The following is a 12,727-nucleotide window of genomic DNA, read 5'->3' on the forward strand; positions in this document are numbered from 1 at the left end:
CCAGGTCGATGCCGATCACGGTATTCTGATGCATGGTCTCCTCCTTAACTCTTGGATAGTGTCTGCAACCTCTATCCTGGCGCATTGCGACGCCGATTTGGAGTGGGGAGGAGACCATCCCATCTCGGAAGGACACGGAAAGAAAAGACGAAAAGATTATTTTTGCCACGAAATCCACTAAAAAACACGAACAAAGATGACGGATAAAAACTAAAAAATTCTTTGTCTTTCCTTTCGTGTTCTTTCGTGGATTTCGTGGCAAAACAGTCTTTATCTTTTCATTTTTCCGTGTCCTTCTGTGTCTTCCGTGGCGAATCAGTAATTTTTAACAAACTCCACAATCCGCCGTGCCGCCTCCACACACTCCTCCAGCGGTGCCACCAGCGCCATGCGCACTCGGTTTTCGCCGGGATTGTGGCCATCTACGGTTCGGGAGAGGTAGCGGCCAGGCAGTACGTGTACGTTCTGCTGGGCGGATAGTTCACGGGCGAAGGTTTCGTCGCTCATGGGCGTTTCCGGCCATAAATAGAAACCGGCATCCGGGAAGTCTACGTTCATCACTTCGCGCAGGATGGGTACCACGGCCTCGAACTTGGCCCGGTAGGCGGCACGGTTCTCCCGTACGTGGTCTTCGTCGTTCCAGGCAGCGATGCTGGCTAGCTGGTTGTGAACGGGCATGGCGCAGCCGTGGTAGGTGCGGTATTTCAGGTAGCTGGCCAGTACCTCGGCGTCGCCCGCCACAAATCCGGAGCGAAGGCCCGGCAGGTTGCTGCGCTTGGACAGGCTATGGAACACCACGCAGCGTTTGAAGTCGTGCCGGCCGATGGCGGCGCAGGTTTGCAGCAGGCCTTCGGGCGGGTTGGCTTCGTCCGGGTAGAGTTCGGAGTAGCATTCGTCGGAGGCGATCAGGAAATCGTGGCGGTCGGCCAGTTCGATCACTTTCACCAGGGTTTCCCGGGGAATCACGGCACCGCTGGGGTTGCCCGGGGAGCACAGGAACAGAATCTGGCAGTCCTTCCAGACAGATTCCGGAACCGCATCGAAGTCCGGAATAAAGCCGTTGCTTGCGTCGCAGGGCAGGTAGACCGGATCGGCACCGGCCAGGAACGCTGCGCCTTCATAAATCTGGTAAAACGGGTTTGGGCTGACCACGGTTGCTGGCTTGCTGGAATCTACAACCGCCTGCACCAGGGCAAAGATAGCCTCGCGGGTACCGTTAACCGGCACCACGTGTTTTGCCGGGTCCAGTGTGCCCTCGGCCAGCTGGAACCGGCGGCTGGCCCAGTTGGCGATGGCTTCGCGCAGCTCGTCCAGGCCTTTGGTGGTCGGGTAGTTGGCGAGTTTGTCCAGGTTGTCGGCAATCACCTGTTTAACAAAGGCGGGTGACGGGTGTTTGGGTTCGCCGATGCCCAGTGAAATCGGTGCAAGGTGCTCCGGCACGCTGATGCCGGCTTTCAGTTTGGCCAGCTTTTCAAAGGGGTAGGGGTGCAGTCTTTCCAGGTTTGGATTCATTGAATATCGTCCAGCATTTTACTCATGTGCTGTTGTAGGGCCTGGCATACGTTCGGGTCGCTCAGGGGTTTACCGTGTTCGTCGGTAATAAAGAAAACGTCCTCTACCCGTTCGCCCAGGGTGGCAATCTTGGCGTTGGTCAGGCGCACCCGGTGTTCCAGTAATACCTGGCCAATCCGTGCCAGCAGGCCCGGACGGTCGGGGGTGATGACTTCCATCACCGTGCGCTGATTAATGGTGTCGTTGGAGAAAGTCACTTCGGTAGGAAATGCGAAGTGCTTCAACTGGCGCGGAGTGCGCCGGTGGATGATGTCGGGGTAGTCTTCCGGATCGTCCAGTTCTTCGATCAGCCGCTTGCGAACCCGCTCTTTGCGGGCAGGGTCAACACCCAGGGGTTGGCCCTGCTCGTCCAGTACCACGTAGGAGCTGATGGAGTAGGGGCCTTCACTGGAGTTGATGCGGGCGTCGACAATGTTCAGGTTCAGCTGTTCCAGTACCGCGGTGGTGGCGGCAAACAGGGCAACCCGGTCTTTCATATAGATGATGATTTGCGAATAGCCGTCTGTGGGGCCACCCCGGGTGTCGCGGATCAGTACCAGCGGGTCCGGGTTGTCGCCGTGGCGGATAATCGCGGCGGTTTGCCAGGCGATATCCACGGTGGAATCCTGCAGGAAATATTCCTCATCGACCGTGTCCCAGATTTTGTCGATCTGTTCGTTAGTCATGTTCTGGGCGCGCAGGATTTCCCGGGCCTCTTCGCGGGTGGCGTCTATCCAGGCCTGGCGGTCTACCGGGGTATCGATACCCCGGCGCAGGGCTCGCTTGGCTTCGATATACAGTTGGCGCAACAGCGAGGCGCGCCAGGTGTTCCAGAGTTTCGGGTTGGTGGCACTGATGTCGCACACCGTGAGGATGTACAGGTAATCCAGGTGCGCCTGGCTGGGCATGGCCCGGGCGAAGGCCTGGATGATATCCGGATCGGAAATGTCCTTGCGCTGGGCGGTCATGGACATGAACAGGTGGTTCTCCACCAGCCAGGAAATCAGCTGGGTATCCCGTTCGCTCAGGTGATGACGCTGGCAGAAGGCCTCGGCATCAATAGCGCCCAGTTCGGAATGGTCACCGCCCCGGCCCTTGGCCACATCGTGGTACAGGCCGGCAATGTAAAGGGTATCCAGCTTGGGCAGCCGATGAATCAGGCGCGAGGCCAGGGGGTATTCGCTCTGGGCCTCGGTGCCGGTCAGTCGCACCATGTTGCGGATTACCCGCATGGTGTGGGCATCCACGGTATAAATATGGAACAGGTCGTGCTGCATCTGGCCGATGATCTGGCCAAACTCCGGCAGGTAGCGGCCCAGCACGTTGTACTTCTTCATGGCGGACAGGGTCTGGTCCAGTGCATGGGGCGTGCGCATCAGTTCCATGAACAGGGTAGTGACAGCCAGGTCGTTACGGAAGGCATCGTCAATCAGGTGCCGGTGCGCCCGCAGTGAACGGATGGTGGTGGCGCGAATGCCCTTGATCTCCGGGTGCTGCGCCATCAGCACAAAGATTTCCATGATGGCGTAGGGGGCGTAGGCGAATACCTGGTTGTTGATGGCTTCTATATACAGGTTGCGCATCTGGAAGCGCTTGTTGAGCGGGCGGGTTTCGTCTTCCGTGCCGCTGCCGATAATCGCTTCGTCGTAATACTGCAAAAGCACATCGGTGATTTCGGCCAGGGCCAGCACCGTACGGTAGTACTGTTGCATCATCAGTTCGACGCCCAGCCGCTTGTCCTGGTCCTGGTAGCCCAGCATCTGGGCCAGTGCCCGCTGGTGGTCGAACAGCAGCCGGTTCTCGTTTCGGTCGGCTATCAGCTGCAAGCCATAGCGCAGGCGCCACAGGAAGGTTTCGCCTTCGTGCAGAATCTGGTGCTCTTCCTCGGTGAGGATGCTGAAGCGGGTCAGGTCGGCGATGCTTTGCAGGCCGAAGTGGCGCTTGGTAATCCAGCCGATGGTCTGGATGTCCCGCAGGGCGCCCGGGGAGCCTTTTACGTTGGGCTCCAGGTTGTACTCGGTGTCGCCGTATTTATTGTGGCGTTGCTGCTGCTCTTCCCGCTTGGCCACAAAGTAGGCCTTATCGGAACTCACCTCGTCGGAGTAGGCCTGTTCGCTCAAGGCTTGCCGCAGGCTGTCTGGCCCGGCAATGGTACGGGTTTCCAGCAGGTTGGTAAGTATCGAGATATCTTCCCGCGCGGCGGAGATGGATTCGTCCATGCTGCGCACGCTGTGGCCGATATCGAGTTTCAGGTCCCACAGCAGGGTAATGAAGGTGCCCAGATCGTCCTGCCACTCGGGCGCCATGCCCTCGCGGGTGAGGATCAGCAGGTCAATATCGGAGTGGGGGTGCAATTCGCCCCGGCCGTAGCCACCGACGGCAATCAGGGCGATGTCTTCGGAGCGGGCGAACGGATATCGATTCCAGATCAGCCGGAGTACGGTGTCTACGGTGTCGGCCCTTGAGCGAACCAGGGCCCGGACGTCTGCGCCCTCGCGGAATGCATCGGCATCGGCGTCGTAACTCTCCCGCAGTAATTGCCGGGCCGCGGAGACCGGTGAGCGGTCGTTACAGATGCGGGACTCCAGCTCACTCCGGTCCACTTAGAAGGACTCTTCCGATCGCTTGGTCAGTACTTCGTGGCCATCGGCAGTTACCAGGATGGTGTGTTCCCACTGGGCGGACAATTTGTGGTCCTTGGTCACGGCGGTCCAGCCGTCGGCCAGCATCTTGGTGTGGTACTTGCCCTGGTTCAGCATGGGTTCGATGGTGAAGGTCATGCCTTCTTTCAGTTCCAGGCCGGTGCCGGGCTTGCCGTAATGCATCACCTGTGGCTCTTCGTGGAATACCGCGCCAATGCCATGGCCGCAGTAATCCCGAACAATCGAGTAACGGTGTTTTTCGGCATGCTGCTGGATCACGTGGCCGATGTCGCCCAGGCGTGCACCCGGCTTGACCAGTTCGATACCTTTATAGAGGCACTCCTGGGTAATCTGGATCAGTCGCTCGGTGCCGGGCTTGGGCTTGCCGACAACCCACATCTTGCTGGTATCGCCGTGGTAGCCGTCTTTAATAACTGTCACGTCGATATTAATGATGTCGCCGTCTTTCAGTACTTTCTTGTCTGAAGGGATGCCGTGGCAGACAACGTGGTTGACCGAGGTGCAGATAGACTTCGGAAATCCCTTGTAATTGAGCGGGGCCGGAATGGCTTTCTGCTCGTTCACAATGTAGTCGTGGCAGATGCGGTCGAGTTCCTCGGTGGTTACGCCGGGCTTTACATGCTCGTCGATCATCTCCAGAACTTCAGCAGCCAGGCGGCCGGCTACGCGCATCTTTTCGATTTCTTCGGGGGTCTTGATAGATACCTGCATCGGACTTCCTGTTGATTTGCGTCAAACAGCCATTTTAAGGGGCATGGGGGTAAGGTACAAGGCGGGGTGGTGCTATGGATGCCATAGCTCCCGGTTAAGTTGCGGGGCAAAAATAATGGCGTGCGGCAGGTGCTTTGTGGTATAAACGCGCCCGCTGGAAACGAATCCGGCAAATTCACACACGTGTCAGCACGTTGTCCCAGGGTGCCGGTACCTGCTAGCAGCTCACATAATGCGCTTGCAGAGACTGGTTGGGGCAATCGGACGCGTGGAGGTCTAACCCGAAGCTAAAAGGTAAATATCATGGCTCAGGTAAATATGCGTGACCTGCTGAAAGCAGGTGCTCACTTTGGTCACCAGACTCGTTACTGGAACCCGAAAATGGGCAAGTTCATTTTCGGTGCCCGCAACAAGATTCACATCATCAACCTGGAGCAGACTGTTCCGGCCATGAATGAAGCCCTGAACTTCATTCAGTCCCTGGCTGAGAACAAGAACAAGATCCTGTTCGTTGGCACCAAGCGTGCTGCCGCCAAGATCATCAAGGAAGAAGCCGAGCGTTCTGGCCAGCCGTTCGTTAACCACCGCTGGTTGGGTGGCATGCTGACCAACTACAAGACCATCCGTCAGTCTATCCGTCGCTACCGTGACCTGGAAACCCAGAGCAAAGACGGTACTTTCGACAAGCTGACCAAGAAAGAAGCCCTTGAGCGTACCCGTGAAATGGACAAGCTCGAGCGCTCCATTGGTGGTATCAAGGATATGGGCGGCCTGCCTGACGCGCTGTTCGTTATCGACGTAGACCACGAGCGTATCGCCATCAAGGAAGCCAACAAGCTGGGCATTCCTGTAATCGGCGTTGTTGATACCAACAGCGATCCGGACGGCGTTGACTACGTGATCCCGGGTAACGATGACGCCATCCGCGCCATCCAGATCTACGTGAAGGCTGTTGCTGATACCTGCCTGGAAGCTTCCCAGTCTGCAGGCGGTGCTGACGAGTTTGTTGAAGTCAGCGAGAACGCCGAAGGCGCTGCTCCGGCTGCCGAGTAACACTTAAACTTCACGTTTGAGTTGTAAGGTATGCCCGCCTGTTTATCCGGGCATACCTCCCCACCGAATTCGGAAACGATTTAAGAGGATTGAACATGGCTGCAATTACCGCTGCAATGGTCAAAGAGCTGCGTGAGCGTACCGGCCTTGGCATGATGGAATGCAAAAAGGCACTGGTTGAAGCTGGTGGCGACGTTGACGCTGCAATCGAAGAGCTGCGTAAGTCTTCCGGCCTGAAAGCCGCCAAGAAGGCTGGCCGTACCGCTGCTGAAGGCGTGTCTCTGGTAAAAGTGTCTGACGACAACACCGTTGCCTACATTCTGGAAGTGAACTCCGAGACTGACTTCGTTGCTCGTGACGACAACTTCATGGGCTTCGCTAACGACGTTCTGAACGTTGCTTTCGAAAAAGGCGAAACCGACGTTGCAGCCCTGATGGCTGGCGATCTGGAAGCCAAGCGTGAAGCGCTGGTTCAGAAGATCGGCGAGAACATCACTGTTCGTCGTATCATCAAGGTTGAAGGCCCGGTTGTAGGTGGCTACGTTCACAGCAACAACAAGATTGCTTCTGTTGTAGCTCTGAGCGCCGGTAACGAAGAGCTGGCCCGCGACATCGCCATGCACGTTGCTGCTGTTAACCCGCGCGTTGGCAAGCCGGACGAAATGCCTGCCGAAGAGCTGGAAAAAGAGAAGGAAATCATCAAGGCCCAGCCGGACATGGAAGGCAAGCCTGCAGAGATCATTGAAAAGATGATGGGTGGCCGTATCAAGAAGTTCCTGGCTGAGAACAGCCTGGTTGAGCAGCCGTTCGTCAAGAACCCTGACCAGAAAGTGGGTGATCTGATCAAGGCCGCCGGTGGCGACCTGGTTGGCTTCGTTCGCCTGGAAGTGGGTGAAGGCATCGAGAAAGAAGAAGTGGATTTCGCCGCTGAAGTGGCTGCTGCCGCTGGCACAGGCAAGGCCTGATCCCTCTTCCCGGCCCGGTCGCGCAAAGCGGCAGGGCTACCTGAGTCTGCCACGTCAGCCGGGTTTTCCCGGCTTTCGTGGCGGGCTTGTATCTGAGATCCCCCTTTTTCGAGGAGTATGTCAGATACAAGCCTGCAGCGGGTTTGATACCGGATAGCCAACAGACGAGAAGGGGATCACCATGTCGACATCTTCAAAAACCCAGCCCAGATACAAGCGCGTTCTGCTCAAACTCAGTGGTGAAGCCCTGATGGGCGAGCACGATTTCGGTATTGATCCCAAAGTTCTTGACCGCATGGCCCTGGAAATCGGTGCCCTGATAGGCATTGGTGTTCAGGTGGGGCTGGTGATTGGTGGTGGTAACCTGTTCCGTGGCGCCGCACTGAGCGCTGCCGGCCTGGACCGCGTAACCGGCGACCACATGGGTATGCTGGCCACGGTGATGAACGGCCTGGCCATGCGTGACGCCCTGGAACGCTCCAACATTCGTACCCGCGTTATGTCTGCCATCCCCATGAGTGGTATTGTTGAACATTACGACCGCCGCCGCGCCGTGCGCGACCTGAAAGAAGGCGACGTGGTGATCTTCAGCGCCGGCACCGGTAACCCGTTCTTTACCACGGATTCGGCGGCCTGCCTGCGCGGTATCGAGATCGAAGCAGATGCGGTGCTCAAGGCCACCAAGGTGGATGGCGTATACTCTGCCGATCCCAATCTTGATCCTACCGCAGTAAAATATGACCACCTGACCTACGATGAGGTTCTGGAAAAGAAATTGGGTGTGATGGATCTGACAGCCATCGTCCTCGCCCAGGACCACGGTATGCCGCTGCGGGTTTTCAACATGAACCAGCCCGGCGTTCTTACCCGCATTGTGACGGGTGAGAGAGAAGGCACACTGATTGAATAACGAATTGAGGATTTTTACGTGATTAACGACATCAAAGCAGAAGCCGAAAAGAAAATGAAAAAGAGCCTGGAGGCTCTGGGTTCGGCGTTTAACAAAATCCGTACCGGCCGTGCCCATCCGGCCATTCTCGACAGCGTAATGGTGAACTACTACGGCCAGGAAACGCCCCTGAAGCAGGTGGCAAGCGTGAACGTAGAAGATAACCGCACCCTGTTGGTGGCGCCCTGGGAAAAGAACTTGGTACCGACCATCGAAAAAGCCATCATGATGTCTGACCTGGGCCTGAACCCGTCCACCAATGGCGACGCCATTCGCGTACCTATGCCCATGCTGACCGAAGAAACCCGTAAGGAAATGGTCAAGCAGGCCAGGGCCGATGCCGAGCACGGCCGGGTTTCTATCCGTAACGCCCGCCGGGACGCCAACAGCATGCTGAAGGATTTGCTGAAGGACAAGGATATCAGCGAAGACGACCAGCGCCGTGGCGAAGAAGAAATCCAGAAGCTGACCGACAAGCACATCGCTGAAGTGGACAAGCTGCTGAAGGTGAAGGAAGAGGACCTGATGGCGGTATAATCGCCCGGGTCTGTTCAGAGCAGAATGAGCGGCGGCTGGATGTCCGCCGCGCAGAGGATTTCATGACGGGACAAGTAACCGCAGAAATTCCGGTGGAGGCAGACAGCCGCCCCCGGCACGTGGCCATTATCATGGATGGCAATAACCGCTGGGCCAAGGCGCACCGGCTCAAGGGAGTGGCAGGCCACAAGGCCGGCGTGGATGCGGTGAAAGCCGTGGTAGAAACCTGTGCCCGGCAAGGCGTGGAAGTGCTCACCCTGTTTGCGTTTTCCAGTGAGAACTGGCGTCGTCCGAAAGACGAGGTTTCGGCGCTGATGCGCCTGTTCCTGATTGCCCTGGAGCGGGAAGTCCGCAAGCTGCACAGGAATAACATTCGCCTTCGCATTATCGGCGACCGCTCCGCGTTTAATCCGACCCTCCAGGAACACATGGAGCGGGCTGAAACGCTCACCCGTGACAACACCGCCATGACCCTGGTGATTGCCGCCAATTACGGCGGCCACTGGGATATTACCGAGGCCACCCGGCAAGTGGCCCAAAAAGTGCGCGCTGGCGAGCTGGAAGCTTCAGATATCACTGATGACCTGATCCAGCAGCACCTGAGTATCGGTGACCTGCCCATGCCTGACTTGCTGATCCGTACGGCTGGCGAGCAGCGCATCAGCAATTTCCTGTTGTGGCACCTGGCGTACACCGAGTTCTATTTCTCTGAGGTGTTCTGGCCGGACTTCAAGGCCGATCAAATGCAGAAGGCGCTGGAAGCCTACGCCGGGCGCAAGCGCCGGTTCGGGCAAACCGATGACCAGATTGCCGCCCGCGCCACAAAACAATAACGATATAGCGACCAACACCGTGTTAAAAACCCGAATTATTACCGCGCTTATCCTGGCTCCTATCGCGATCGGCGGGATTTTCTTCCTGCCTCCGGTGGGCTTCGCCCTGTTTACCGGTGCCATTATCTCCCTTGGCGCCTGGGAGTGGGCCAATATGTCCGGTATCGAAGGCCAGCCGGGGCGCGTGATTTATGCCCTGATCATGGCAGGGCTTCTGGCCGTGATCTGGCAGTTGCAGGTGCCGGCCATAACAGTGCTCTGGCTCGCCCTGCTCTGGTGGCTGGTGTGCTTCGGGCTGGTAAGTCGTTACCCGGCGGGCTCCGATCGCTGGGGTGCCATGCCGCTGCGCGCCCTGATGGGGCTGTTTGTGCTGATTCCCGCCTGGGTAGGGCTGAACCACCTGCGTACCGGCAGCTTCCAGTTCGGTGAGCTGACCAATAACCTGCTGGCCATTCTCTATATCTTCCTGGTGGTCTGGGTAGCGGATATCGGCGCCTATTTTGCCGGCCGGGCCTTCGGCAAGGCGAAGCTGGCACCGAAAGTGAGCCCCGGTAAATCCTGGGCTGGCGTGTGGGGCGGCCTGGTTGCGGTTGCTGCCCTGGCAGTGGCGGCCAGCCTGATTGCCGGCGCCGGTGCCGTGCAAACCGTTCTGCTGGTGCTGGCAAGCCTCGTTACCGGCCTGGTATCGGTGCTGGGGGATTTGCTGGAAAGCATGCTAAAGCGATTCCGTGGTATCAAAGACAGCAGCCAGTTGCTGCCCGGGCACGGCGGCATTATGGACCGTATTGACAGCCTTACTGCCGCGATTCCCGTCTTTGCCCTGATGATCACGCTGCTGGGCTGGCTGTCTACGGGTGTCTGGAATTTATGATCACACGCAGCATTACGGTACTGGGGGCAACCGGCTCAATAGGCCTGAGTACCCTGGATGTTATTCGGCGGCACCCGGAGCGTTTCTCGGTTCACGCCCTCACGGCGGGAACACGGGCACCGGAATTAGCCGCGCTTTGCCGGGAATTCCGCCCCCGGGTAGCGGTGATGGCGGATGCCGGGGCGGCAGAGGAACTGGCTGGCCTGCTCGCCGATTGCCCCGACATTGACGTGCTCAGTGGCGAGCAAGGGCTGATTGACGTGGCAGCAGCCGAACAGGCCGACACCGTAATGGCTTCGATTGTCGGGGCTGCCGGGCTGGCGCCGACACTGGCGGCGGCGTGCGCTGGCAAACGAGTACTGCTGGCCAATAAAGAAGCCCTGGTCATGTCCGGCCAGCTCTTTATGGATGCCGTGGCTGAATCCGGTGCTGAACTGCTGCCTATCGATTCGGAACACAATGCCATCTTCCAGTGCATGCCGGCAGACAAGGTGCGTGATCCGCAAGCGGCTGGCATAACCCGCATTCTGCTCACCGCCTCTGGCGGGCCGTTTCGAACTTTGCCGGCCGAACAGTTGCGCTCGGTAACACCTGCCCAGGCCTGTGCCCACCCCAACTGGTCCATGGGCCAGAAGATTTCCGTTGATTCCGCCACCCTGATGAACAAGGGCCTGGAGCTTATCGAGGCCTGCTGGCTGTTCAATACCTCGCCGGACAAGGTCGAGGTACATGTTCACCCCGAAAGTATCATCCATTCCATGGTTGAGTATGCAGACGGCTCGGTGCTGGCACAGTTGGGCAGCCCGGATATGCGAACTCCCATCGCCAATGGCCTGGCCTGGCCGGAGCGTATTGAAGCCGGGGTCGCTCCCCTGGACCTGTTCGCCATCGGCCGATTTCACTTCGAGCGACCGGACTTGCAGCGTTTTCCGTGCCTGAGGCTGGCTGCTGAAGCCTTCGCCACCGGTGGCACCGCGCCAGCCGTCCTCAACGCCGCTAACGAAGTGGCCGTGGCGGCATTCCTGGAAGGCGGGCTGTGCTTTGCGGACATCCCCGTTATCATAGAGCGAACACTGGCGGCCACCGAAGTGGTATCGGCGGACAGTTTCGATACCATCTTCCAGAAAGACGCCGAAGCCCGCGAACGGGCAATGGAACAGATTCGCCTTTTATCGGTCTGATTCCGGCGGGGCGTGTTGCGCCGGCTTTCAGTTATCAACCGGACAGTCTATGCAGATTATTCAAAGCGTACTGGCACTTGCACTAACCCTCGGCATTCTGGTGACGCTGCACGAGTTCGGCCATTTCTGGGTCGCTCGCCGCTGCGGAGTCAAAGTGCTGCGTTTCTCTGTGGGTTTCGGTAAGCCGCTGTTTTCCTGGTACGACCGCCACGGCACCGAATTTGCCGTAGCCGCCATCCCTCTTGGCGGCTACGTGAAAATGCTGGACGCCCGGGAAGGCCCTGTGCCGGCCGAACTGGAAGACCAGGCCTTCACCTCCAAGCCGCCATCCCAGCGCATTGCCATTGCGGCAGCAGGGCCCGTCGCCAACTTTATTTTCGCTATCTTTGCCTACTGGCTGATCAGTGTGGTGGGAGTGACCACGGTAGCACCCATTGTTGGCGAAGTGGCGCCAGACAGCGTGGCCGAGCGCGCGGGCCTGCAGGAAGGTATGGAAATTCTGGGGGTGGATGGCCGCCAGGTAACATCCTGGCGCGACGTGAATATGCGCCTGCTGGAGCGGGCAGGGGAGCAGGGCCCCATTTCGCTGGAGGTTTCCCGTGATGGTGCCCGTGGTACCTTTTCAGCCCCGCTGAACGGCTGGAACCTCAGCAACGACGAACCCAATCCGCTGGCGGAATTCGGCATCACCCCCTGGCGCCCGGACGTACCGGCGGTGCTGGGTCAGATCAGTGAAGACGGCCGCGCCTCCATGGCGGGGTTGCAGCCCGGTGACCGGGTTACCGCTGTAGACGGTGAGCCGGTGGCGGACTGGTTCGCGCTGGTAGATATCATTCGCGAGTCCCCGGAGCAGCAGCTGCAGTTAACCGTGGAGCGGAACGGGCAGACTCTGGATGTTCCGGTAACGCCGGCCACCAGAACGCTGGAAGACGGCCAGGACATCGGTTTTGTGGGCGCCGGGGTGCAGGCCATAAGCTGGCCGGACAGCGTGCTTCGGGAGATTAGCTACGGCCCGCTGGCGGCGATTCCCAATGCGCTTGAAGAAACCTGGGCCGACACCCGGCTGACACTGGTGGCCATCAAGAAGATGGTCACCGGCCTGTTGTCGCCCACTAACCTGAGCGGGCCGATCACCATCGCCCGGGTGGCGGAAGCCAGCGTCAGTTCCGGATTCGAGGATTTTGTCCGGTTCCTGGCGTATCTGAGCGTCAGTCTCGGGGTTTTGAACTTGCTGCCGGTTCCGGTTTTGGACGGCGGCCACATCGTGTATTACACCATCGAAGCCATCCGCCGGAAGCCGGTGTCGGAGCACGCGCAGGCGCTGGGATTACGAATTGGTATGGCTTTGATTCTGAGTTTAATGGTGTTTGCTCTTTACAACGACCTGATGCGGTTGTGAGAATTGCGGGCTCC

12 protein-coding genes are annotated in these 12,727 nt (G+C 58.5%); 9 read left to right on the top strand and 3 right to left on the bottom strand.

Annotated features, from left to right (window positions below; genetic code table 11):
- Positions 1-181, top strand: a 181-nt coding sequence (locus H3Z84_RS16920; RefSeq protein WP_206768851.1) for a hypothetical protein, incomplete at its 5' end; no start/stop codon positions are given.
- Between the two features lie 134 nt (positions 182-315).
- Here H3Z84_RS16920 and dapC read toward each other — a convergent pair.
- From dapC to map, 3 genes are read right to left on the bottom strand one after another with little or no spacing between them, the layout of a single operon-like run.
- The gene (dapC, locus tag H3Z84_RS06565; RefSeq protein WP_199456912.1) at positions 316-1,512 is read right to left on the bottom strand and encodes a succinyldiaminopimelate transaminase; all 1,197 of its coding nucleotides are present in this window, start codon (positions 1,510-1,512) and stop codon (positions 316-318) included.
- Entirely contained in the window at positions 1,509-4,154 is a 2,646-nt protein-coding gene (locus tag H3Z84_RS06570; RefSeq protein WP_199456913.1) for a [protein-PII] uridylyltransferase, read from the bottom strand. Before H3Z84_RS06570 ends, dapC begins: the two co-directional genes overlap by 4 nt.
- Positions 4,155-4,925: a type I methionyl aminopeptidase gene (gene map, locus H3Z84_RS06575; protein WP_199456914.1), complete on the bottom strand. Its 771-nt coding sequence runs from the start codon at positions 4,923-4,925 to the stop codon at positions 4,155-4,157.
- 303 nt (positions 4,926-5,228) lie between these two features.
- Here map and rpsB point away from each other — a divergent pair, with 303 nt between their 5' ends.
- The 8 genes from rpsB (at position 5,229) to rseP (ending at position 12,713) form a co-directional block, all read left to right on the top strand.
- Entirely contained in the window at positions 5,229-5,978 is a 750-nt protein-coding gene (gene rpsB / locus H3Z84_RS06580) for a 30S ribosomal protein S2 (RefSeq protein WP_199456915.1), read from the top strand.
- Between the two features lie 95 nt (positions 5,979-6,073).
- Positions 6,074-6,943, top strand: coding sequence for a translation elongation factor Ts (gene tsf, locus H3Z84_RS06585; protein WP_022989864.1), 870 nt, complete (start codon positions 6,074-6,076; stop codon positions 6,941-6,943).
- A gap of 181 nt (positions 6,944-7,124) precedes the next feature.
- Positions 7,125-7,853, top strand: a complete 729-nt coding sequence (gene pyrH, locus H3Z84_RS06590) for a UMP kinase (RefSeq protein WP_022989865.1) — start codon at positions 7,125-7,127, stop codon at positions 7,851-7,853.
- An 18-nt stretch (positions 7,854-7,871) separates the two neighbouring features.
- Positions 7,872-8,429: a ribosome recycling factor gene (gene frr / locus H3Z84_RS06595; protein WP_022989866.1), complete on the top strand. Its 558-nt coding sequence runs from the start codon at positions 7,872-7,874 to the stop codon at positions 8,427-8,429.
- Between the two features lie 62 nt (positions 8,430-8,491).
- Entirely contained in the window at positions 8,492-9,262 is a 771-nt protein-coding gene (gene uppS, locus H3Z84_RS06600) for a polyprenyl diphosphate synthase (protein ID WP_058340187.1), read from the top strand.
- Positions 9,263-9,281: 19 nt separating this feature from the next.
- Positions 9,282-10,133 (top strand): phosphatidate cytidylyltransferase, encoded by an 852-nt coding sequence (locus H3Z84_RS06605; RefSeq protein ID WP_199456931.1) that lies wholly within the window; start codon positions 9,282-9,284, stop codon positions 10,131-10,133.
- Entirely contained in the window at positions 10,130-11,314 is a 1,185-nt protein-coding gene (ispC, locus tag H3Z84_RS06610; RefSeq protein ID WP_199456916.1) for a 1-deoxy-D-xylulose-5-phosphate reductoisomerase, read from the top strand. The genes H3Z84_RS06605 and ispC overlap by 4 nt, the downstream gene beginning before the upstream one ends.
- Positions 11,315-11,363: 49 nt before the next feature.
- Positions 11,364-12,713 carry an RIP metalloprotease RseP gene (gene rseP, locus H3Z84_RS06615; RefSeq protein WP_199456917.1) on the top strand — a complete coding sequence of 450 codons (1,350 nt, stop codon included), beginning with the start codon at positions 11,364-11,366 and terminating at the stop codon, positions 12,711-12,713.
- The last annotated feature ends 14 nt before the right edge of the window (positions 12,714-12,727 follow it).

Source organism: Marinobacter sp. bablab_jr003, assembly GCF_016464245.1.
Taxonomy (GTDB): domain Bacteria; phylum Pseudomonadota; class Gammaproteobacteria; order Pseudomonadales; family Oleiphilaceae; genus Marinobacter; species Marinobacter vinifirmus.

Excerpts from the sequence above, each read along its gene's own strand:
- dapC (WP_199456912.1), bottom strand. The coding sequence starts at position 1,512 with ATGAATCCAAACCTGGAAAGACTGCACCCCTACCCCTTTGAAAAGCTG.
- map (WP_199456914.1), bottom strand. The coding sequence starts at position 4,925 with ATGCAGGTATCTATCAAGACCCCCGAAGAAATCGAAAAGATGCGCGTA.
- rpsB (WP_199456915.1), top strand. The coding sequence starts at position 5,229 with ATGGCTCAGGTAAATATGCGTGACCTGCTGAAAGCAGGTGCTCACTTT.
- tsf (WP_022989864.1), top strand. The coding sequence starts at position 6,074 with ATGGCTGCAATTACCGCTGCAATGGTCAAAGAGCTGCGTGAGCGTACC.
- pyrH (WP_022989865.1), top strand. The coding sequence starts at position 7,125 with ATGTCGACATCTTCAAAAACCCAGCCCAGATACAAGCGCGTTCTGCTC.
- uppS (WP_058340187.1), top strand. The coding sequence starts at position 8,492 with ATGACGGGACAAGTAACCGCAGAAATTCCGGTGGAGGCAGACAGCCGC.
- ispC (WP_199456916.1), top strand. The coding sequence starts at position 10,130 with ATGATCACACGCAGCATTACGGTACTGGGGGCAACCGGCTCAATAGGC.
- rseP (WP_199456917.1), top strand. The coding sequence starts at position 11,364 with ATGCAGATTATTCAAAGCGTACTGGCACTTGCACTAACCCTCGGCATT.